The sequence below is a fragment of the Thalassotalea atypica genome (genome assembly GCF_030295975.1).
Classification (GTDB): Bacteria; Pseudomonadota; Gammaproteobacteria; order Enterobacterales; family Alteromonadaceae; genus Thalassotalea_F; species Thalassotalea_F atypica.
Genome location: NZ_AP027364.1, coordinates 4,160,329 through 4,184,281 on the forward strand (window position 1 = coordinate 4,160,329; position 23,953 = coordinate 4,184,281).

At 41.0% G+C, this 23,953-nt stretch carries 18 protein-coding genes and 1 tRNA gene; 10 read left to right on the plus strand and 9 right to left on the minus strand.

Annotated elements, in window-relative coordinates; translation table 11 throughout:
* Positions 1-82 precede the first annotated feature (82 nt).
* Positions 83-158: transfer RNA gene (locus QUE03_RS18665), tRNA-His, on the plus strand.
* A 304-nt stretch (positions 159-462) separates the two neighbouring features.
* Positions 463-1,569 (plus strand): serine hydrolase domain-containing protein, encoded by a 1,107-nt coding sequence (locus QUE03_RS18670; RefSeq protein WP_286263483.1) that lies wholly within the window; start codon positions 463-465, stop codon positions 1,567-1,569.
* A gap of 597 nt (positions 1,570-2,166) precedes the next feature.
* On the opposite strand, the gene QUE03_RS18675 is transcribed toward QUE03_RS18670, so the two are convergent.
* From QUE03_RS18675 to QUE03_RS18715, 9 genes are all read right to left on the minus strand, one after another.
* Positions 2,167-3,441 carry a sensor histidine kinase gene (locus QUE03_RS18675; protein WP_286263484.1) on the minus strand — a complete coding sequence of 425 codons (1,275 nt, stop codon included), beginning with the start codon at positions 3,439-3,441 and terminating at the stop codon, positions 2,167-2,169.
* Positions 3,431-4,132 carry a response regulator transcription factor gene (locus QUE03_RS18680; RefSeq protein ID WP_286263485.1) on the minus strand — a complete coding sequence of 234 codons (702 nt, stop codon included), beginning with the start codon at positions 4,130-4,132 and terminating at the stop codon, positions 3,431-3,433. The genes QUE03_RS18675 and QUE03_RS18680 overlap by 11 nt, the downstream gene beginning before the upstream one ends.
* 83 nt (positions 4,133-4,215) lie before the next feature.
* Positions 4,216-5,337 carry a type 1 glutamine amidotransferase domain-containing protein gene (locus QUE03_RS18685; protein ID WP_286263486.1) on the minus strand — a complete coding sequence of 374 codons (1,122 nt, stop codon included), beginning with the start codon at positions 5,335-5,337 and terminating at the stop codon, positions 4,216-4,218.
* A 69-nt stretch (positions 5,338-5,406) separates the two neighbouring features.
* Positions 5,407-7,893 (minus strand): ABC transporter permease, encoded by a 2,487-nt coding sequence (locus QUE03_RS18690; RefSeq protein WP_286263487.1) that lies wholly within the window; start codon positions 7,891-7,893, stop codon positions 5,407-5,409.
* The gene (locus tag QUE03_RS18695; RefSeq protein WP_286263488.1) at positions 7,887-8,573 is read right to left on the minus strand and encodes an ABC transporter ATP-binding protein; all 687 of its coding nucleotides are present in this window, start codon (positions 8,571-8,573) and stop codon (positions 7,887-7,889) included. Before QUE03_RS18695 ends, QUE03_RS18690 begins: the two co-directional genes overlap by 7 nt.
* Before the next feature lie 74 nt (positions 8,574-8,647).
* On the minus strand, positions 8,648-9,382 hold the full coding sequence (locus QUE03_RS18700; protein WP_286263489.1) for a DUF6445 family protein: 735 nt from the start codon (positions 9,380-9,382) through the stop codon (positions 8,648-8,650).
* Positions 9,383-9,415: 33 nt separating this feature from the next.
* A complete protein-coding gene (locus QUE03_RS18705; protein WP_286263490.1) occupies positions 9,416-10,174 on the minus strand; it encodes a SapC family protein in 759 nt (252 codons plus the stop codon).
* Positions 10,175-10,216: 42 nt separating this feature from the next.
* Positions 10,217-11,791 carry a tryptophan halogenase family protein gene (locus tag QUE03_RS18710; RefSeq protein ID WP_286263491.1) on the minus strand — a complete coding sequence of 525 codons (1,575 nt, stop codon included), beginning with the start codon at positions 11,789-11,791 and terminating at the stop codon, positions 10,217-10,219.
* 99 nt (positions 11,792-11,890) lie between these two features.
* Positions 11,891-14,746: a TonB-dependent receptor gene (locus QUE03_RS18715; protein WP_286267920.1), complete on the minus strand. Its 2,856-nt coding sequence runs from the start codon at positions 14,744-14,746 to the stop codon at positions 11,891-11,893.
* 846 nt (positions 14,747-15,592) lie between these two features.
* Between QUE03_RS18715 and QUE03_RS18720 the strand changes: the two genes are divergently transcribed.
* The 8 genes from QUE03_RS18720 (at position 15,593) to QUE03_RS18755 (ending at position 23,783) form a co-directional block, all read left to right on the plus strand.
* A complete protein-coding gene (locus QUE03_RS18720; RefSeq protein ID WP_286267923.1) occupies positions 15,593-16,192 on the plus strand; it encodes an RNA polymerase sigma factor in 600 nt (199 codons plus the stop codon).
* A complete protein-coding gene (locus QUE03_RS18725) occupies positions 16,189-17,268 on the plus strand; it encodes a FecR family protein (protein ID WP_286263492.1) in 1,080 nt (359 codons plus the stop codon). Before QUE03_RS18720 ends, QUE03_RS18725 begins: the two co-directional genes overlap by 4 nt.
* 168 nt (positions 17,269-17,436) lie before the next feature.
* A complete protein-coding gene (locus tag QUE03_RS18730) occupies positions 17,437-19,005 on the plus strand; it encodes a sodium:solute symporter family transporter (protein WP_286263493.1) in 1,569 nt (522 codons plus the stop codon).
* Positions 19,006-19,139: 134 nt separating this feature from the next.
* Positions 19,140-19,598: an RrF2 family transcriptional regulator gene (locus tag QUE03_RS18735; protein ID WP_286263494.1), complete on the plus strand. Its 459-nt coding sequence runs from the start codon at positions 19,140-19,142 to the stop codon at positions 19,596-19,598.
* A 55-nt stretch (positions 19,599-19,653) separates the two neighbouring features.
* The gene (locus tag QUE03_RS18740; protein ID WP_286263495.1) at positions 19,654-20,832 is read left to right on the plus strand and encodes an NnrS family protein; all 1,179 of its coding nucleotides are present in this window, start codon (positions 19,654-19,656) and stop codon (positions 20,830-20,832) included.
* A gap of 551 nt (positions 20,833-21,383) precedes the next feature.
* Entirely contained in the window at positions 21,384-21,812 is a 429-nt protein-coding gene (locus QUE03_RS18745; protein WP_286263496.1) for a CBS domain-containing protein, read from the plus strand.
* 12 nt (positions 21,813-21,824) lie between these two features.
* Positions 21,825-22,274, plus strand: a complete 450-nt coding sequence (locus QUE03_RS18750) for a GyrI-like domain-containing protein (RefSeq protein ID WP_286263497.1) — start codon at positions 21,825-21,827, stop codon at positions 22,272-22,274.
* A gap of 120 nt (positions 22,275-22,394) precedes the next feature.
* On the plus strand, positions 22,395-23,783 hold the full coding sequence (locus QUE03_RS18755; protein WP_286263498.1) for a hypothetical protein: 1,389 nt from the start codon (positions 22,395-22,397) through the stop codon (positions 23,781-23,783).
* Positions 23,784-23,953 lie beyond the last annotated feature (170 nt).

Here is a 23,953-nt window from a genome sequence, read left to right on the forward strand (position 1 = left end):
AACAAAAAAGCCACTTGTCAAAGGCCAACAATTTGATATAGAATCCGCGCATTGATTCAAGCGAATCAAGTAAACCTCAGTGGTGGCTATAGCTCAGTTGGTAGAGCCCCGGATTGTGATTCCGGTTGTCGTGGGTTCAAATCCCATTAGCCACCCCATTTTTCTAGAAAAATTTTTCTCCCCCCCTTTAAAAGAAAATTAATTTCGCGTTTATCGATACCAATATAACCTGAAAATACGAATTCAAAACAATAAATACGTATCAACGTGCTTCACAAAAGTTGAGACTAACACTTAATCCGTTGATTGGTATTAAAATATTACAAGATAAAATAACGTCAAGAAAATCAATAAAGACGTTCAATTTACATTTATCCCTCCAAACACACCTTTAATCCATCAAACATACCCATTCAAGTTTGCATAATGTTAGATTACCTCTCAAAAGAAACGAGAATATTCATGATAAAAACTAACATTAATAAACCTATATACATTAAGTGGATTGCACTTTTTTTATGCTGTCACAGCATATTTGCTTGTCAGGACTCTGAAAAATCCGAATCTGCAGAATATACTGGCGTTCAAGAGAGCATTACATCAACTATTGAAACATACTTAGATGCGAATCAAGAGGACGATACCGCCGGTGTCAGTATTATCGTGCGTAAAGATGGCAACATTGCATACAAAGGCAATCGAGGAATGGCAAACACACAAACCGGCATTGCTATTTCAAGTTCTACTGGTTTTCGTTTAGCGTCAGTCAGCAAGCCATTTACAGCTCTAGCAATCATGCAGTTATATGAGCAAGGTGCAATTGGCTTAGAAGATAAACTACTCCATTACATTCCTGAACTATCACCAATATGGAAAGAAATTACCATCCACCACTTGCTTAGCCACCAATCAGGTATCCCAGATTTTCTGAACGATATTTGGAGTAGCAGCCGAAATGATGGCTTAACCAATCAAGGGTTGATTAACTACTTCGCTCAAAATGATGAATTAGAGTTTATACCCGGCGTAAAGGGAGATTACAGTAATACCGGTTATGTTTTATTAGCTGAAATAGTCGCTAGGGTATCAGGCATGTCTTTTTCTGATTATATGCAAGCTCATATATTTGGCCCAACAGGGATGGTTAATAGTTATATCACCAATGAATTGATGCCAATAAAAGATGGTGACGCGCTTAATTTTGCTGACCGAAATACATACCATGGCATTAAACTATATACCTATGGCTCAATGGCACAAGTCAGTTCGTCTGATGATCTCAATTTATTTGCCCAAGCACTACTAAATGACGAAATTGTTTCTCAAGAAACGTTAGCATTGGTGCTCGAAACCCACAGCATAATTGAAGGTGTAGGCGGTTACGGTTATGGATTTCAAGTGGAAGATTTCTTCGCTCATTCTGGCTTATGGGACAGCTTCAATACACTGCTGATATTTTTTCCGAACGAACAACTTGAAATAATATTCTTATCAAATGGTGGTGAGCCAACTGATAAGCATATGTCTAACATACATAGGTTGATACGAGAGTTTTATGGAATAAATTAGCCAACCGCTTTTTTTAAAACCTAAGATTCGAATGGTGATTTAGTTATGTTGGTTACCTTGAGATTCAAATTCCGTTCTTCACTCCATTTAAAAGTGACTCATGGTTTAGGCATGATAGGCAATTGACCAGCTATTCTGGTGATATTTTAACCGGCAATCAGCCGTAAATATACCTTATAAACAATCAAAAAAATGGATAAAGTTTTGGTGTTATTCGAGCTCAGAGACGGGGGAGGCAGAACATAGCGCGTAATGATGATAGTGGATACGATTACAATGCAAAAATCAGGGGGCGTCTACAGGCAGGTCGCGAATACATTGCTCAAACGCGGTTATATTTTACAGAGCCTCAAGGCCACGGCTCTATCATGGTTTTTTAGCGCTAGAAATAGATAAAAAAATAACATGTATGGCGCAATTAGTCGCTATACATGCGTTTCGGTATTATCAACATTTACGCTTTGAACATGCCTAACAGCATGACTTATAACATTTTTATTGGGTTGGTAAGTCATTATGATACAGACGCTATTCTTGGCGACTCAAATTCAGCATGAATAACCATTCGTGCCAACGTTGTTATTCCACGGCTACAGCTTAATCCAACAACACTGCGATCGTCGTGCCTTCTGCCTCACTATCAACACTCAATTGCCAATGTTGGTGCTCACACAGTCTTTTAACAATGGATAAACCAAAACCATAGCCGGTACTTTGACTACCTTTGACTGACGGCTCGGTGATCTTGTCAGATATCTCGCGTTCAATGCCAGGACCAGTATCTTTAACTACAAGCTGTTGCTCCACATAACTAATTTTTACTTGTCCCGAGTTTGTATACTGGAACGCGTTACTCAATAAATTATCAAGCAATACCTTTAACATACCTGATTGCGCTAGTACTTGAGTATCACAGGTGTCATCAACACAAACATCAACAGTTTTTCCATTGAGCAAATAGCTATTATCCAATACCGATTGTTCAACCATTGGCAACAACGATATCGCGGATTTTTCTGACGAAGTATGTTCTTCGCGTGCCAGTAATAACAATGTGGTCACGGTTTGTTCCATTTGTATACTGGCATTAGCAATTCGATTATGAATACTTTGAACATCTTCACTGTTTGCTGTCTTTAGCGCTAACACTTCGAGTGAATTTTTGATCACTGCCACCGGTGTTCTCAGCTCATGACTGACATCGCGAGTAAAATTCCGCTCTCGCGATAACGCCTGTTTCATTCGTCCCATGGTTGTTTCTAGTGTTTGAGCAAGAATTCCTATTTCGTTTTTGGGGTATTGATGAGCAAAAATCTCAGGAATATTTTCAGGTGCAACGCCATCAACCAAATCAGCCAGCTGTTTTAATGGTCGGGCCGTTTTTCGGCCCAACTGCCACGCAATAATACAAGCGATAAACGTTAGCGAAACACCGCTGATCAAAAGAAGCTTTATCATTCCTTCCCGAACTGGCCGTACGAGCAGCTGTTCACTTACTTCGGCAACCAAATAGACCGTGGGCTGTTGGCTCAACATTTTCAAATGATAGTGGCGCCCTTGGCTGCCATAAAACTCTATCTGTTGCGGCTCATCAATAAACTGCTGACGCATATCTTCAGGCATCTCATCAGTGGAATAATAAATTGAGAAATGCGCACCACGGGTTTCAGGCCATTGTTCAATACGTTGCTGTTCGGTGATTAAGTACTTTGCTTCTTGTTCAATCTCACGTTCAATAAATTTGTCTTCAAGATTATACAATAAAATAAAGCACAAAAAGCTGAATAAAAGAGAAAGTACTAGGGTGAATAAGCAAAACTGAGCAACAATCCGTCGACTTAAACTGTGAAAAGAAACGGTTTCATTTGTCATTTTTAACATCCAAAGTAAAGCCAACGCCATGTACTGTTTTTAACATCGGCACATCAAAAGGCTTGTCTAATACGCAACGCAGCTGGTAAATGTGAGAGCGTATAGCGTCAGACTCCGTTGGTTCATCGCCCCACAGTTTTTGAGTGAGTTGCGACCGACTTACCACTTGAGGATACGCTTCAGCTAAGATCATTAAAATACGAAAACCCATACTCGACACTTCGACGACCTTATTCGCACGTTTCACTTGCTTTAATTTACGGTCGACCGACAATTCACCAAAAGTTAATACATCCTTAGTCTGCAACAAGTGTCTTCTCGATAGCGCGAGACAGCGTACTTCAAGCTCTTGGAGTGAAAAGGGTTTGGTTAAATAATCGTCAGCACCAACACTAAAGCCTGAAACTTTGTCCTCAATACTGTCACGTGCTGTCAGCATTAAAATGGGGATATGCCGAGCCGATTTTTCCCTTAATTGCATGCAAACCTCAAGGCCGTCAAGAACAGGTAAATTGAGGTCTAAGATAACGACATCATATTGATTAGATAAGGCAAGCTCGAGCCCTAATTTCCCTTGGTGAGCAAAGTCGAGTACATGATTTTTGCTTTCCATATAATCCGCAATATTGGTGGCAATATCAGACTGGTCTTCAACCAATAAAACATTAAGTATTGGCATATAATTATTCATTTAATTAACCCTGAGTAAGCATATAAATGCGCTTGCTTACTCGTTTGGCGCATTTATACATAAGTTCACTAACTACTGATTAGCTATAGTGTTTTTAACATGTCTAGCGCCGGTTTGTAATCAGGTTTAGCTTCCAACAGTAAATCTAACGTTTGTTTGGCGGCAACAGGTTGGCCCAGATGCTGCTGCGTTTTCGCAATCTGCATGTCCAATGTTGGATTTTTGAGCGCTTGTTGAGCGGCGCGCATTAGCGATAGTGCGTGATTATGTTGTGCCTGAGTATTCGCCAATTTCACGTAGTAAAAACCATACATACCCACTAAACCAATGTTGTAATCACTTTGATGCTGCTTAAGTATTTCCAGTACAGTTGTGTCTCCTGCAAGAAAGTCCGCCACTAATGCCAGCGTTTTGTCGTCAATATCAGGTGTGTTCTCAACGGGCGTTAAACCAATTGATGACACTAAAGCGTTGGCAACTTCAACGGTAGACGTTGGGTTTTGTCCGGTAATTAAACGCTCATCAACGGCAACATGGCTAAGCATAATATCGCTGGATTGAAACATCGCGCCGCGCTCTGTCAGTTTATCTTGTAGCATAAACTCAAATTCTGGTAACCATTTCTGACCAAACAACTTTTCCTCTTTGTTAGTAAAGCCATTAATCGCCTTGTTGGCTATCAAATAACGTCCATCGGATAGTTTCACATCAACTAAGGCAGCGGGGCCATGACACACCGCGGCAACTGATCCTTGATGTTGATAGATTTGAGCAATAAACGATTGCAGCGCCTTGTCTTTAGGCAAATCAAACATTGCACCTTTGCCTCCTACGACAAAAATAGCGTCATAGTCGTCAACAATTAATTGAGCCGTCGGAATGGTATTGTGCAATTTTTTCATGATTGCAGTATCAGCCAGCACTTTAGCGTTGTACGGTTTGTTCGGGTCGTATTTATCCGCTTCAACGGCTCCGCCAGTAGGGCTGGCAATATCAACTGTTATGCCATTTGCCTTGAAGACTAAATAAGCCTTTGCAAACTCATCAAACTCGTAGCCAGGCTTTTTTTCACCCTGTTGTTCACCATAACTGCTAAGTACCATGATCACTTTTTTAGTCGCTTTATCTGCGTGTACCTGCATTGAAAAAGGGAGTAACAATATCAAGATGCTACATGCCTTAAGTATTCGTGTTAAATGTTTCATTATCTCTCCTCATGTTTTCCCATAGCATGAACCTTCATGTGTGAAACGGATGTGAAATAATCATGCATACTAATTATTGTCAGATAAAAGTTGGCGTATGGAGAAACGCAAAGTACTTCGACTGGCAAATATCCCCAAACACGTGACAAAGGTCACAATGACGCTTGTCGTCAACAGCAACCAAATGGCGTCGGGTACATAAGTTAAGGAAAATTGCGACTGATATATCAACATTCCAGCTATATATGTCCCAATAATTGCCCCAAATGCAGTAATTGTTGAGGTGACTACCCATTCGATCACATTTAAATGCAGACAAACCTTAGGACTAAGCCCAAAACTCATGATGATACTGTTTTTGATCTTTTCTTTAGATTCTTGCGCATTCACTGACGCGAATATGACAATCATCGCCAGTGCAATAATCATCAACGTGAAGCCGCTGATCACTTGTGTGATCATTTTCAGGACACTATCGTAGCTCGCAGTCATTTCTTTCAACGAGACCATTCGTAAGGTTGGATATTTCTGCCAAAATTCACCTAGTATCGACCAATGTTCATCAGCGAGTTCTAGGCTAGACATGCTGTAATGAGGCGCTTGCACGTGATGCAGCGCTGACATTGGCATTTGCACCCAAAACGTCATCGAGCCATTACCCGATTTAAAGACATGACTGGCGGTGATTTCAAACTCATGGCTTTGTTGGCCGATAAAAAACGTTAACCGATCCCCTAACACTAGGCCCAAGTCTGTCATGACTTCTTGTTCAACCGAAACCTGGCGCCAATTATCGTTATTAGTATTCCACCAAACCCCCTCAACAAGCTTGTTATTTAGTGGCAGAGATTCATTCCAATGCATACGAATTGAGCGACTCAATGTGGCCATACTTTCGCTAGGCTTGTCACTAAATTCTTTTAATGACTGCTGATTAACCGCCACTAACTTTCCATACATATATGGCTTGGATTGACGTATATTAATACCCAATTCTTCAGCTCTTTTTTCAATGAACTCAAATTGCGGTACCGTCGCTTGCGACACAATCAAGTTGCCATCATGCTGACGCTGATAAGACGACATGGTTGCCCCTAAGTCTTTAAGCAACATCAAGGTAAATAGAAGTAAAAATGCCGACAACCCGACACCTATAATTTGTGTACTTTTACTCAATAACCGCTGTTTCATCATGAAAAAAGTAAACGACACAAGACCTGCCCTATGTTGAGTTACCTTTTCACCCAGCGTTAACCCCAACCAACTCATCAGTATCATCAAGATTAACGTAATTAACATCGCCACCACCATCATCGTGGTAAGCAAGCCATTATCGCTGTACGCCATGGCAACGATAAATAATACCGCAATACATGCTATTTTGTTGACCCAGTGGCTTCCTCCCTGCGTACGCTCGACCAATAATTGCCCGACGGTATTTTTACTTAACGAAAGCCATACAGGAAAGTGAAAAACAGAAAATATAGCAACAGCAAACGCTATGTTTTTAATCGCAACACCAACATTCCACTGCCATGTCAATCCATCAAAACTGTCTTGCAGCCAACCGACCAACAACGCCTGAAAAACAACTGATAACACCAAAGCCAATGGGATCAGCAACATAAAGGAGAACACCCACTTCCATAATGAAACAATCAATCCAGTCGTTTTTGTGGCTCCAAAGCTCATACAAATAGCAGAAAAGTATCGTTCTTTTTTCACGTACACGTGCGAAAGCTGCTCAATGGCAATGGCAGCCATGAAAAATAAAATGATAGAAGCCAGCCCCATAAAGTTTTCGGTTCTTTTCCAAAAAAGCGCAAGCGGATGCGCTCCTTTTTTATGGTGTAATGTAGCGGCTGGTAACTCACTTTGTTGCCAAGTGATCAATTGGTCGACTGTCGAATTATCTGCTTCAACTAAATAACGATAGCTGATTAGGTCGGCTGAAATACCTAACAAGTCTAAATCTTGTTTGCTTATCATTGCGCGTTGTTGAACGGTATGTCCTTCCATTAATCTGTCTGGCTCATGAACCAGTATTTTTGAGACCAAGAGACGACGTTCGGCCACTTGTAAGTAATCACCGACTTTTAATGAAAGGCTCGCCAGCAGACGTGAATCCAGCCAGATCTCGCCAACTTTTGGACCTCCTTGTGTTGGCAGGTTTGGGCCATCAATGGTATCGGCTGTTAATAATTGCCCCTGTAGGGGGTACTTATCATCGACAGCCTTAATTTTGGCCGTTTGCCATTGTTTGTCATGTGACAACGTGACTTGCAGTTGCTGACTATTGACAACAGAATCAACAATGTTTGTTAAGGCGCTATATTGCTCTTCAGTTAGCGCCTGCTGTTGGGTAATGACAGCATCTGCACCCAGTAGATTCTGCAAATTGCTGTGTAGGTAACTTTGAATGTTCTCGCTTGTTTGACTCAAGGTAAGAATAAACAACAGCAACACGCCTTGTGTCCAGCGCAGTAATTTCTGATGCGGACTCGCAAAGTCTTGCTTGAAAAATTGCCAAGCTAAGTTCATCGATTCTACTAACATGGCATTGCCTCACGATCCACTGTTGCAGTATTAGTTAGCCTGCCGTTGGCCAACGAATATATGTGTTGGGCTTTAGCGGCTAAAGTTTCACTGTGGGTCACAATCACTAATGCTGCGTTTCCTTGGGTACAGCAGTCAAACAAAAGGTTAGTAATGTCTGTTGCGCTTTGCTGATCTAAATTACCCGTTGGTTCATCTGCAAAAATAAAGCGCGGCTCAAATACTAGCGCACGAGCAATAGCAACACGTTGTTGTTCCCCACCGCTCAGTTCAGTCGGTTTATGATCTGCCCGATGAGCTAACCCCACTTTATCTAACCACGCTTTGGCTTTTTGTAATGCCTGCTTGTCACCTCTTAATTTTAACGGCAATGCGACATTATTTAGCGCCGTTAATTCAGGTAATAAATGAAATTGCTGGAAGATGAAACCGACATCTGAGCGCAGTTGCTCAAGTGGCCTGACTTTTCCACCGTCAAAGAGTTCGCCAATTCCATTGGTGGGTTTCTCCAAGCCAGACATCAACATCAACAAACTTGATTTGCCAGAGCCAGACGGCCCAACAATGGCGTACGATTGTCCCTGTTCAATCGACAAATCTAGTCCGCTAAACAAGGTGATTGTTGAGTCAGCTAACTCAAAGGATTGTTCAATATTAGTCAGTTCGATTGTACTTGGCATAATTCACACACATTAAATTTATGATGACGAGAGTATGCTGAACCGGTTGTGAAATGGATGTGAAATGAAATTAACTAATTTTTTATCGCATTAAATGCAGATACCGTGACAAAACTACTAATGGTCAGTCGACCATGTTGAGGGTCATCGCTTAACCCTAAATTTGTGTTGATATTGCCTGAGTGCAGCAGGTTACTAGGATAGATCACCATGCGATTCATCTTTGCCACAACGGTGTGAATACGTTCAAACAAGCTCGTGCTGCCTTGCATATAACGTGGGGTTAAATGCAACTTTTCTGAAATCGCTTGTTGTTTCAATAAGCCACCATATTTAGCTAAACGATCTGCAAAAATCCGCTCGTAGCCCAGTATTTTATGGCGGTAAAACGATGTACCACCATGACTTTCGTCACACAAGTAATGCACCACAGCAAACTGATTATCCGCTGCCGTATCAAAATGTGGAAGAGTTTGAATAGGCCGCAGTTTATCCGGCGCCGTCGTCGCAATAGCATAGGTAGAGAGCATCGTTTTGGCTTTGCACTCAGTTTTATCGCTTAGTGCTGATGAGTCATAATGCAACGTCAGCAACGGCAACAGCCATGCACTCAATTGCTGTTGATAATCAGCTGGAGCCGGTCGTCTTACGCCAGGATAAAAATCACTTTCTTGGCTCGTAAAATCGTCTTTTGTGTATGCATCTAAGAGCAGCTCATCTAGATTTTCGCAAGCATTATCCAAAACAATAATAGGTGTGTTCTCCTCACCTATTTCAATAGCAATGGCGTTACCTTGACGTCTAAACACTATGACCTTCTGCCTTATTCGCTAGCATTATATTTAGGCTCTGCCGTCAGATAACTGCTTGTTTTTTCGCTCAATCAAGGCATAGATTTGCGCGAGAGAAGCAATCACGGTGTAAATTGGTTGTAATAATTTCTTTTCATGCAACTGACCAATAACCTCTGCATTGAGCTTAGCCAGTTTTTCTTGATCGATCGTATATAAACCGTTTAATCGAGTGGACTGTTCATTGACGAAAGTAATATCCAGTGCAAGAGGTTGAATCAAATCTAATTGCTGAAGTTCAGAAATTAATCCTTCGTTGTTAATTTCGCCTTGTAGCAGCTGTGCTAAACAGCCTTTGATTTGCTCAAAATAAGGGGTTTCGTTGCCATGTTCATCATAAATTCGCTCTTGTTGTTCCGATGACGCACTGCTTATACAGGGGCTTTCGTTATCAATGCACACCACATAATCTTTACTGTCTGATGAAGAATTTTTCTCAGCAGCTGTTTTCTCTGGATTACCAACAAAAAAAGGCTGACGTTGAATTTGAAGTGGCAAGTATAAGCCCTGCCATCGACCTTGCTGCCAGAATAAATTTTCATTAACCTCAAAGCCCAACATTGCGGCGAAAACGAACTGGCCTGTTACGTCATTTTTAGTCAGCACAATGGGACATTCTACACAAAGGTGCTGAAATTCAGACATGACGACGGGCACTAAATGCAATTCTGCGCCGTGTAATTCTACTTTACCGGTGTCGATGAACAATTGACGATGTGCCTGATTATTTACTGCAACTAACTGAGTCATTTCATTTCTCTAGGTTCTAATTATTGATGAGCTAATCTACCTTTAAATAGCACTGAAGCCATAAGCTCTTATTTTATTGAGTAATTCTCTATTGCTGGGCAAATTCGTTACGGCTTGCTCAACCATCTTTCTATTTTGGCTAAAATGCTTTTCAGCTGCCGACCAATCATCTAAGTGTCGACCCGTGCTGTAGTTTGTCTTAAAGCCCATACCGTATAACACGTACTGATAACTCGCTGCCGGAAAGACTTCATTGTTACTGGTAAAATCATAGTCTTGAGGCGAACGATGCTGCCAAAGCGCCATCATGTCTTTCAAGCTTTGTGGTATCGTTGCAGGGTCTCGATTATCTGTCCAAAATGCATTATCGGTTCGTCTACTTAAAATGTAATGCAGTTTTAAGAAATCTATAATTTTGTCCCAACGGTACAAAAAGGTTTCATTAAAGCGCTTAGCAACAATGTCCATGGTGCCTCGGTTAGCGGGAAGTTGCTCGCTGATCATTTGTGCTGATAATTCAACGAGAACCAGTGCAGATGCTTCAAGCGGCTCTAAGAATCCGGCGGACAATCCAACAGCGACACAATTGTTTTGCCAAAATTTAGTGCGATGCCCACTTTTAATGGGGATTTTTCGAACACTTAAAGACTCAATGTCGTCACCTACGTAGTCTGCTAGTACTTGGCGAGCCCGTGCTTCGCTGCTGTGACGACTCGAGTAGACATAGCCGACACCGCGGCGATTTTGCAAACCAATATCCCATACCCAACCGGCCTCTTGTCCTGTTGATATTGTGTGAGAAGCAATCGCTTCTTCTTCATTTTTATAAGGTACTTGCACCGCTAAAGCGGTATCTATAAAGAGTACGTCGTCACATGATTTAAAATCTACTTGATAGTGCTTTCCCAAAAGCATTGATGAAAAGCCGGTGCAATCGACAAACAGATCACCTGTAATATCGCCATGCGACTTGCTCGATACGCTTTCAATATCACCATTTGCCTTACTGTTTACTTTAGTTACGTCATCCAATATGTGTTGCACACCCAATTGTTCAGTGCAGTGCTTTTGCAGAAAAATACCGAATTTTGCAGAATCAAGGTGGTACGCATAGTTAGCGACCGCGCTAAATTCAGGTGTTCTTATCGTTTTAGGGGCTAAACCTTGCTCACAAATTGCCTCCTGGAAGCATACTTGAGCTGAAAAAGACGGATGTTCCTCCGCCGATTGTTGATGCCAATAGCCAGCCATATCGACTTTGCCAAACCCTTGCGGCAGTACTAACGGGTGATAGTAAAAGTCGTCATCACTGCCATCAACCCACTGAGCAAATTTAGCACCTTGCTTAAAACTTGCATCGCAAGCACGTATAAAATCTGTTTCACTGATACCCAAGGCGATTAATGTGCTACGCATGGTGGGCCACGTACCTTCACCAACACCTACCGCTGGAATGTTAGGAGATTCGATGAGTATGATATTTAGGCCACTGTTTTCTTTAGCTTTATGCTCTGCGGCCAAGCGCCCAGCTGTCAACCAGCCAGCAATACCTCCACCGACAACGACGACAGTATTAATACCGCTTTGCTGACTTGAGTCTTGTTTTGCTTGATTCATGGTGAAGGTACCCTGACTTTTCATTGTTGTTGTATTCTGAGGCTTCAACCAACCATTGGTTGAAGCCTATTGTCTAACTTAAGGACATCCTAACGACGGTTAGAATGTACCTCGAATACCGACCGCAAATCGTCGACCACTGTCTTCAATCAACAAAAGTTGATTAGAAAAGCGACCGCGCTTATGCACGTATTCTTCAGTTAAGTTAATGCCTTCAAAAAATACTGAGACATTTTCCGTCACATCATAGCTACCGCTAGCATCAAGCTGAGCATAATCTTCTACGATGGTCACGCCGTCGCCGTTTGATTGCGTTAGTGATTGCAAGAATGTGTCTCGCCAATTCCATGCAATACGTGCTTGGAATGGTCCTTTTTCATAAAACCCAACCAGATTTAGTGAATCACTGAGCCCCGTTAACGCAAATACTTGCGTAATATCGGCGGCATCTAATTCCGCATCACTATCAACTAGCGTTGCGTTGGCCATAACGCCAAAGCCACTCTCATTAAAGGTGTGTTGAAGTGCAAGTTCCCAACCATCAACAATGGCTGACTCACCATTATTAGGTAGCGTATTAGTAAACGTAGCAACACCGTCTTCTGAATCAGGAGCACTTGGATCTGAGCCTGTCGAAGGGTCAGTCAATAACGAACCGTCATCAAGTTCGAACGTTTTACTTTCTTGTGAGTTAACAATAAAGTTCGACACATTCTTTCTGAAATAGCCTACTGACATATAGCTTGCATCATCGTAGTACCATTCAAGTGACAGATCTAAATTGTCAGATGTAAACGGCTCTAATGCGGGATTACCACTGGTTGAAGTTAAGTCGCCACCTTGTCGCGTGGTACCAATAACGGTAACCGGAGACATGCTGCTCAGTGTAGGACGCGTCATAGTTTGCGAAGCCGCAAGACGAGCAACAACATTATCTGTCACATCTAAACGAACGCTAATGTTAGGTAATACTGCTTCATAATCAGATTTTTGCTTAATCGACTGAGCACCACCAAATTGGGCAAGCATTTCTGTTTCATCTAATATGGTTAAGCCAGTAACCGGTGCATCAGTACCATCTACCTCTACTTCGGTATCTTCGTAGCGAACACCAGCAGTAGTAGAAATCGGCATACCAGCAAGTTCACCTTCAAAATCTAACTCGAGATAAAGCGATAAAGTTTCTTCAGTAATTTCGAACGATTTATTACGTTTTTCAGCATCAAAACTAATAGGGTTACCTTGCGACGCCGCATATTGTTCAAGAAATGCAAAATTGGCTTCACCGTTGTGAGCTAACCAAGACGTTGGCATACGACCACTGCCACTAACATCACTTAAAAAGTCACTGCCTGCGTTAAACACATATTGCGAGAAACCATCCATATTTGGTGCATCGGGGTAACCACAAAAAGCACAGTGAATACCTTGCCCTTCATTGTCCCAACGATCCATACTTTTTGTTTCAGACGAATACATGGCACCAAACTTAACCGCTACAAGTCCGGCATCACCGTCTTCAAGCCACGTACCATCCCAGCGAAATTGATCGATTTCATCTTCGACAGCCCAACCACGACGCAACATTACATGGGCGCGACTGTTAGCAGGATCTAGGTGGTCAGATACACCTGCAGCTGCAATATTAGGATCATAAGCAACACCATCAATTTCTTGCTGGCCACTATAAATTGCTGGATTAGCGCTAGCAAATTCACTTGCTAAAGGCAGGGTATTATCGTCAACTTGGAATCGCACACGATTGGCGTAGCCGATCAGCGATAATTGATCACCTCGGCCGTTATTGGCTTCACGTTCAGCCTTGGAATGACTTAAATCAAAGGTCATGTTCAAGTTGTCATTAACGTCCCAGTCAAAATTTAAACCAAATGAGCTAGTGTCCGTTAAGCGATCGAACTTCTTCGCATGCATATCAGTTGCTAAACCGACTTCTTGGTATAAATCGATTACAGTACCGTTTTCATCAACGGTTGCACCAGCCGCATCACCAAAGCCTTCAATGTTTGGCGCTGTAAACCAATGACCATAGGAAGTGGTATCTGCCTCAACATCGAAATCTGAATAAAGTGCATCCGCCGTAACAATCAAGTTATCAGACGGGGCATATTGCAAGACAAGATTAACGTTAGTTCTTGTCCGCTCTTCTGTCGTTACTTTGTGATCATAATTGCGAGGAGAAAATATATTGCCCGAATACGCTTGTCCACTTTCTGTTTGTGGGTTAGGCACGCCAACGTTTTCCAACCAACCATCCATTTGGGCTTGGTTTAAACGTGTTTCACGTTCTTGATGAGATACAGCAAAAAGTACCCCTAAAGTATCGTCATTAAAGGTATTACTAATAAGTCCCGATACTTGTGGCGTGGTTTCTTCACTGTTTTCGTCGTAAATCCCTTTGACGCTGCCAGCGACCTTAAAGCCACCAATGGCAAATGGACGCGCGGTATTGACGTTAATCGTTGAGCCAATGCCACCTGATTGCATGGTCGCCGTAGACGTTTTATGTACATCTAGGCTTTTTACTAATTCCGAGGCAATGGTATCGAAACTAAACGCACGACTTTGATTTTCCGAGGCAATTTGCCGACCATTGACCAGTACCGTATTAAACTGAGGGCCAAAGCCACGTACCGTAATTAACTGACCTTCACCACCGGAACGGTCAATCGACACACCACTGATACGCTGCAACGATTCGGCTAAATTAGTATCTGGAAATTTACCAATATCTTCTGCAGAAATGGAATCTACCACACCGCCTGCTTCTCGTTTAGCATCCATCGCTCTGCCAAGGGCGCCACGAATACCTCTTATTTCTATCACTTCTACTTCTTTTACTTCACTTTCAGCTTCTGCGATTGCTGACGTTGCCGTCATCGTACTAAGTACTGCTAGTACGGCACTTGAAACTTTGTTTTTTTTATAAGTCGCCATGTTATTTTGTCTCTCAAAACTTGGATCTACCAAGATAGATAACTGCCCACTTTCGCTTATTTCTGTTTTCAGGCCAGTATCCTTCAGCAGCATGTTTAATGCGTTTAAGACGGTATACTCCCCCGATATTTTGTTGGTCTGTTTTCCTTCGATTTTGTCGAGTGGAAACAGCAACGTAATATCAGCCTGTTCAGCAAAACTAATAAGCGACAAGTCGGCCCTTTGTCTTGGAATATTGAAAGTCGCTTTATCAGATTTCTCTGCAGCCATCCCCCAGGTTGATAAACTGAACATCAACACAGCGCAGGCTATTTTTGTGCGCATTTTCTTCAATTCCATATGTACGAATTTTCGCCATACATAAAACAAAGACGACTGTTGTTTTATTTTCCTCCATAGAAATTTAGAAATTGTTTTAAACAATTTTTTAAGGTCAAAAGTAGTAAGTGATTTCATTAATGCCTTTATTCTTTTATTTATAGCATTGAGAGTTTTAATTCGTTCATAGCTTAACTTAACGACTTTAACTATTTGTTATTAAATGATTTATTTTAATTCAATTGTATAAATCAAGAATTGAAATTGGTCGCTATATGCTGTTATCTATTAAAAACCATATTACATTTCTTACGATGATTACAAGTGATTACAACATAACTGACGAGAGTTAGTGTGGATAAAATATGTCCAAAGTTCTAAGGTTATTGACGAAGGTTACTTGCCATTATTGAATGTAAAAAATATTTAGTGAAACCAATAGCGGATTTTAGTTGGTGGTTCGTCTTTACTGTATTCGGGTTAAATTCATCACAGTATTGCTGAAACAAAGTTGGCGATCAGCAAATAATAAAAAAGAGTTTTGAGCAAAACAAAATGGCGAATGAAACATTGTTTTATAAAATCTATCTAGCATCTAGGCAGGGCATTTCTCGGGTCGTATCTCGCATTGTACCTCCTCATGAAATCGAAGATATTGTACAAGAAACCTATGTGCGAATTTGCCAGATTGAAAACAAAGAACACATTAGTTCGCCCAAGTCGTTTATGTTTAAAACGGCTAAGAACCTTGCATTGGACTATCAAAAACAGGCCAACGTAAGGTTAGTTGATGGTGTGAATGACATTCAAGCGCTTGAATTGATGTTTGACGAGCAATACAAAGACGAGATGTTTGAGCGTGCACAGTCAAATAGCGAGTTTGCCCATTTTTGTGAAGCGGTTAGACAATTACCCATCCAATGTCGAAAAGTGTTTATTTTAAAGAAAGTGTACGGTTATTCGCAGCGTGAAATAGCTGAACAACTACAAATTAGTGAAAGTACTGTGGAAAAACATATATCAACAGGCATGAAAAAATGCACCTTATCTATGCGTAGTGTCCAAGCAGAGTCGACGACAGAAAGATTTGATGCTGCACCGAAAAAAGTACAAGGAGATGAAGCATGAGTAATATTCATCAACTCCCTAATCAATATTCTAAAGCTAATGAAGAGATGCGCGTTGAACATGCCAGTGACTGGATTGCTAAACTCGATCGTGGTTTGAGTAATGACGAAAAAAGTGCACTTCAACAATGGTTAGCCGCTCATCCTAAAAATACTAAAGTGTTATTAGAAGTCGCTAATTTGTGGGATAAAATGGACGATTTAAGCCGTTTATCAGATCTCTTCCCACAACCAGTGGTTAGACAACATAAACGCACACCTTGGCTTACGGCTATAGCAGCAACCGTAGTACTGGCTGTCACTGTGGGTCTATTACAATTTAGCGACAGCTACTTTCCTTTCGGTAAAAATGCGCCAAACGGCGTTATCGCTATACAAGCAAATTATCAAACAGGGATTGGCGAGAGTAATACCATTAATCTGCCTGACAAAAGTACAATCGCACTCAATACCAATAGCTTTGTACAAGTTAAATATACCGAACATGCGCGTATTATAGAATTGCAGCGGGGCGAAATTCACATTGATGTCGCTCACGATAAGACACGCCCTTTAAGCGTAATTGCAGGTGGTAAAGTGATCCAAGCGGTTGGCACTGCATTTAATGTTGAGGTACGAAATGAGTTGGTTGAACTTATAGTGACTGACGGCAAAGTACTTGTGGCTAAAACGCCTATTGCTCATGAAAATACAATAGAAGAAGCAATACGAAAGCTACCGCAATCGGCAATGGCTATTTCAAAAGGGGAAAAAGTTGATTTAACCATCTCCGGGCAACAAACCAACACGGTCGTGAAGGTTAATGCCGTTGATATTGCCGCAAGTCTCTCTTGGCGAAATGGAAACCTAATCTTTAGAGGCGAATCATTAGCAGAGGCCATGGCAGAAATCAGTCGTTATACCAATATTGAATTTGAGTTGGCGAATAACGAAGCACTGCAAAGCATTGAAGTTGCAGGTATGTTCAAAACTGGCGACGTCAATGGCCTATTGGAAGTGCTAGCTCGTAACTTTAATATCAGCCACGAAAGGATTGATGATCATAGAATTGTTCTTAACTATGCAGAACAAATTTAATGAGTACTAGCGATTATGGAATACGTATTCAGCCGCTTGGTGCTTGTCACACACCGTTATAAACTCCCTTAGCTCGTATTGTGCAAATCCCCATTGCTGATGCATTGGGGTTTCCTTCCGGCGAGCATCTAAATCTAAGTAAGAACAATAATAAAAAGGTAATTTTCAATGACGTTAAGTAGTATAGATTTAACCATATTTGTCTTTTACGTGATCGGGCTGCTAATTGCCGCACTTTGGATTTCACGTAATGAGAAAAATCATGAACGAAATACCGGTGATTATTTCCTCGCCAGCAAGTCACTTCCGTGGTGGGCGATTGGCGCTTCTTTAATTGCTGCTAATATTTCAGCAGAGCAAATAATCGGCATGTCTGGCTCAGGCTATGCCATTGGTTTGGCCATAGCTAGTTACGAATGGATGGCGGCAATAACATTATTGATTGTAGGAAAGTACTTCTTACCCATATTTTTAAAGCAAAAAATTTACTCAATGCCCCAGTTTTTAGAGCAACGTTTTGATGCTCGGGTTAAAACAGTCATGGCGATTTTCTGGCTGGGGGTTTATGTCTTCGTTAATTTATCCAGTATTTTATGGCTAGGTGGCTTAGCTATTGCCGCGATGACGGGTGTAGATATTGTTTTTGGTATGTTGTTCTTAGCACTGTTTTCTGTTGCCTATTCACTCTATGGTGGTTTAAAAGCTGTAGCTTTTACCGATATTATCCAAGTGGTTCTATTAGTACTAGGTGGTATTATTTTGTCTTATTTGGCGCTCGATAAAATAGGCCAAGGGCAGGGTGTTATTGCCGGTTTTGAAAGTTTAGTGAATTTGGCTCCTGAAAAATTCGACATGATTTTATCTAAAGATAATCCTCACTACATGAGCCTACCGGGAATTTCTGTATTAGTCGGTGGTATGTGGGTGATGAACTTGTCGTATTGGGGCTTTAACCAATACATTATTCAGCGGGCATTGGCCGCGAAAAACATCAATGAGGCGCATAAAGGTATTGTTTTCGCTGCATTCTTGAAATTACTTATGCCTATTATAGTCGTCTTACCCGGTATCGCTGCTGTGGTTCTGATTCCGAACTTAACAGCACCCGATCAAGCCTATCCTCAGATGATGGCACTGATGCCAGTCGGTTTAAAAGGACTCATTTTTGCAGCACTAGTCGCTGCTATCATTTCGTCCGTTTCATCGATGTCGAATAGTATATCAACCATATTTACCTTAGATATTTACCAACGTATCAAACCTAATAAATCGCAAACCCATTACGTTAACATTGGTCGTATGGCGAGTTTATTGGCTTTGTGCTTGGCATTATTGATAGCTAAACCGCTGCTGGGTCAGTTTGAACAAGCATTTCAATACATTCAAGAATTCACCGGCTTCTTTACACCGGGTATAGTTGTTCTGTTTTTACTGGGTTTATTTTGGCCTAGAATGAACGCCAATGGCGCTTTAGGGGCCGCGTTAGGCTCAGCGGTATTTTCTTTGTTATTAAAAGTATTATGGCCGAGCTTGCCATTTATTGATCGTGTTGGGCTAGTGTTTTTAATATGCTTAGTTGTTGCGGTTGCGGTTTCATTATTCATTCCCACTGCTCAAAAACACCCAGAACAAAGCGTAAACTTAGCAGAGATTGAGTTCACTACATCAACTACATTCAACACCGCAGCAATTGCCTTGACGATTATTATTGCAGCGCTATACGTCACTTGGTGGTAACAATATAACCTCTAAACTTCAATGCCAATAAAAGGCATTGAAGTTTAGACCCGGCCGACATGAAACCAGTATCAAACTAAATCATTCCCTTTGCCACAACAAAGATGTAAAATAAATACATCTTTAGAGCGTTCATGACAAAACATCGTATGCATATTACCAGGTACACCGACTATTCGTTACGCGTCTTAATTTATCTTGCAGTTAATAATGAGAAACTTGCAACGATTAATGACATTGCTACCAGCTATGACATTTCAAAAAATCACTTAATGAAGATAGTTCAGCAACTGAACCTTAAAGGCTATGTGCTCGCGATCCGTGGAAAAAATGGCGGTATTAAGCTTAATAGACCGCCCAATGATATCAACATTGGTGAGCTTGTTCGTGCGTTTGAAGATGAAACCAAATTAGTCGAATGTTTCGGTACAACAAATCAATGTGTAATAACACCAAGTTGCCAACTTAAAGGTATTTTTGCCAAAGCGTTAGAAAGTTTTTATGAAACGTTAGATGAGTATCATTTGGACGATTTAATTGGGCACAAACACGCGCCTGCCTTAAATGAGTTGCTTGCTGTAAAAGTGTTATAGCCCAGCACCACAACTTCATTTACATACCCACTTTGGAATTTTCGAGATTATCAACATGAACATTAACCCTCGCTCAACGACCCCAGTCCCACCCGCCATATTGGAATTAGCCTTTAGGCCCTTCTTTCTATTGGGCGCATTATTTAGTGTCATCGCCTTAATCATGTGGAGTCTGCTGTTAAATGGCAGTATCAGCACAGCAATATATGGAGGCTCACTTTGGTGGCATATACATGAAATGTTGTTTAGTTTTGCCACCGCGATTATTACAGGATTTCTTTTAACCGCTGTACAAAATTGGACTGGTGTGCCAAGTATTAGTGGCAAAAAGTTGATGTGGCTAGTTTTGCTTTGGCTCAGTGCCCGTGTGCTATTTTTTATGCCAGCATTAGTTCCTCAATGGTTTATTGCAGTGATAGATGTGTCTTTTCTACCTGCTGTGGCTATCGCATTGGGCTATCCAATTGTTAAAGTGAAACTATGGCGCAACTTGATGTTTATCCCTATTTTATTGGCTATGGCCTCGACTAATATTGCAATGCACGTTGCGGCTATCAACAATGATCCAATGCTAATGTCTAATGCCAGCACTGCCATGGTTTTGATGGTGACACTTGTTATGACCATTATGGGCGGGCGTGTTTTTCCTATGTTCACGGCAAACGGTACGCAGACCTCACGTGTTGCGACAATCGAATGGTTAGATACAACAACCATTACCAGCACCGTTTTTGTCATTTTCATCACCTTAGGAGTAATAGATATCAGTGGTGCTATCAAAGCCATATTACTGTTCAGTTGTGCGTTCTTTCATATTATTCGTGTTGCTCGTTGGAAGGTTTGGGTAACATTGAGAACACCTTTAGTTTGGTCACTACACTTTAGTTATTGGTGTATTCCTATCGGCCTGATTATTTTCGGCTTATCAGAAATTTCTCCAATGTTTACCCATTCTCAAGCCATTCATACACTAACCGTTGGCGCAATGGGTAGCATGATTTTATCGATGATCTCTCGTGTTTCTTTAGGGCATACTGGCCGACAAATAATCGTTGGCAAAGCGATGACTTTTGCATTGGTCGCGATCATATTTTCGTTCGTCGTTCGAGTCTTCGGTGGTTACTGGTTAGAAGACTACATGGAAGTGATTAATACTGCTGTGTTCTTTTGGGTCGTTGGCTACGGGAGCTTTTTCGTCCTTTACTTGCCTATTTTAACTAAACCGCGAGTGTAATGTTTGAGAACATCATCCGATTAAAACTTAATCTAGATCAACGACGCACGACTTAGCCAAAAGATAGGCGTTTTAGCACACGTTTGAAGTTGCATATGAAATACATCTTTAATAAGATTGGCCTAATTAATTTATAAGAGGAATTATTATGAGCTGTTGTGGCGGATGTGGTGGCCAAAACCACGAAGAGAAAAAAACTGAGCAAACTGAACAAGCAGAGCAAAAAGAAACAACGTCTGAAGAATAGTTTCTTTTTAGTCAGTAATACTCAGTTTGAGAAATCCAATAATTGTCGTGATTATTGGATTTTTGCTATCTACTCGTTAACAATCGATAACAAGCCAATCTATATCACAAACAGTGCTACGCCATCCTCCTTCGCTTCGCGATAACAGTAATTTCATTACATGCTAAACCCATTGAATGAAATCTTTTCTATCGAAATAATTGGATAATTTAAAACGAACGATTTTATATGTTAATTTTGATGCCACCGCGATAGACTCTTAAGTTGTACTCATTAGATAATATTAAATGGAGAGAGTATTCTGATGAATGTTACGACAATCATGTCTTCACCAATAATGACTGTTCAGTTAGATGACAAGTTAGCACTGGTAAATGAAATATTTTCCAATAAGAGTTTTCATCACTTAGTTGTGGTGGAAAATAGCAAACTTTACGGTGTGGTTTCTGATCGGGATCTTTTAAAAGCGATAAGCCCTCATATTGGCACAGCAGCAGAAAGACATCGAGATGTAGCAACGTTAAATAGAAAAGTGCATCAAGTGATGAGCCGAAAGCCAATCAGCATTGAGCAAAGCCAAGATGTGTATGACGCAATAACCTTGTTCATGAACAATAAAATCTCGTGTATTCCTGTTGTCGATAACGACAACATCCCCATCGGTATTATCAGCTGGCGAGATATACTCAAAGCGATCAAGAAACCAAAATCACTAAGCAATGAGTCAAAATAGAAAAGGACAACAATGGAAGTCAGAATCGTCAGCAAAACCATCATCCATGGTTTTTCTACCAGAACAGATAATGCTACTGAAATGAATGCTAGCACTGGAAGAATTCCGGGATTGTGGCAACATTTTGATCAAGAAGTACCCGTTGACTATGTTGGCGGTGAGCGTGTCTATGGCGCTTATTTTGATTATGAGTCAAATCACTTAGGCCAATTTACAGTGTTAGCCGGCTTTGATGGAAAAACAGTGCCGCCTAAGCTGAACTTGGAAAAGCAGATAATTCCAGCAGGGAAATATTTAGTGTTTTGCGCTCAAGGAAAAATGCCTGATATTGCGATTAATGCTTGGACAGATGTATGGCATTACTTCAGCAACGAAAATGCGGATCATCAACGATTACATACGGTCGATTTTGAATATTACCCTAGCGGCGATCAAATAGAAGTTCATATTGCAATCAAGTAGTCTGCACTCCGCCTTATATCCTTTAAAACCAGACTAAGACTTACATTACTGTTACAAGATCACTTGTTTTTTTAATGCATAATGCAAGCTCCTGTAAATGAGTTTATTTTGGTTTAATACATGAAAACTAGATGGTTAAAAAGTGTTTCAGCTATAATGATTGCTGTCACGTTGTCCGCTTGTAATGACAGCGATAAGGACTATACAAATTCAGTTTCTTACGATTTAGGAAACACAAACGGAGAATGGCAATCAGGTTTTGCTGATTATCCTGTAGGTGGTGAAGTCGAGTGGGAGCTCACCGCATTAGAAAATCAGTCATTTACTTTAGTATCTGGCGAAGCAAAAACAGGTTATTACTTACATTCGTACAACCGTAGTGACGACACTAAAATGTATCTCACGCGACAAATTGACAACCTAAAACCTAATACTCACTATGATGTTAGTTTCTCTCTTGAAATCGCGACGAACGTTAATGATCAATGCTTTGGTATTGGTGGTGCTCCTCACGCAGTTACAGTAAAAACCGGCTTATCAAAACAACAACCTGATTTATATGTAGACGAGATTGATCACTACCGCATGAATATTGATATTGGCAATCAGGTACAAGAAGGTTTAGATGGGCAGTCCTTAGGCCATATTGGCGAAAGCACACTTGTTGATTGCTCTCCTGATAGCCCTGATTATGCCCTTAAACAATTTTCAAATGCCGATCGTACATTTGAAGTCACTTCAGACGAACAAGGTAAGTTGTGGCTCACCTTCGCAACAGATTCTGGCTTTGAAGGACCGACAAGCATTTATGTGACTGAGTTCAATGCTGATTTCGTCGAGTCAGAAAAGGACGCGTTACAGTTTGAAGAAGTCGTCGACTTTTCCGTAGCGCAACCTGCAGTAGAAGCGGTATTTTTTGATTATCCGATTGGCCGCGAATTTGAATGGGAGTTAACTGCTGCGCCATTAACTGAAGTAGCAGATGCAAGTGGAAATACAATTGCTGGTTATTTGCTTCATTCATACAACCGCAGTGACGACACGGGTATGCTGTTAAATAAGCCGATTAAAGGTTTAGCAGCCAATGCGTCTTATGTTGCTGACGTTGTACTTTCAATCGCCACTAATGTTAACAATCAATGTTTTGGTATTGGCGGTGCACCACATTCAGTTGCAGTAAAAACAGCCTTATCTCTTGAAAAGCCCGCACAAATGTTAATCGAAGGCGATGATCATTATCGTATCAACCTTGATATCGGTAATAATTTTAGCGAAGGAAATCAAGGTCTTGTGTTAGGGGATATTGGTGAAGAGTCACTGTTAGACTGCAATCCAGATTCAAATGTTTATGCGATAAAGCCATTTAATACGGTAGATCTTGAACGTCAATTAAATATTGAAACTGATGAACGTGGTATTGCATACTTCAGCATCATGACAGATTCCGGCTTTGAAGGTCCAACGACCATCTTATTCACTCACGCAGCAATTAGCTTCACTAAGATGTAGATAGTAAAAAATAATTTTGGCGCAGGGATTTAGAGGATCACTGCGCCAGCTCTACATCTAATAAAACTAGCTTAATTATCGACCTGTGCAAATCCCCACCAACAAAAACCTAGCTTGATCTAAATCAATTCAACACGCCTGCTTGATCTATATATTGTGTTAAAAATTAA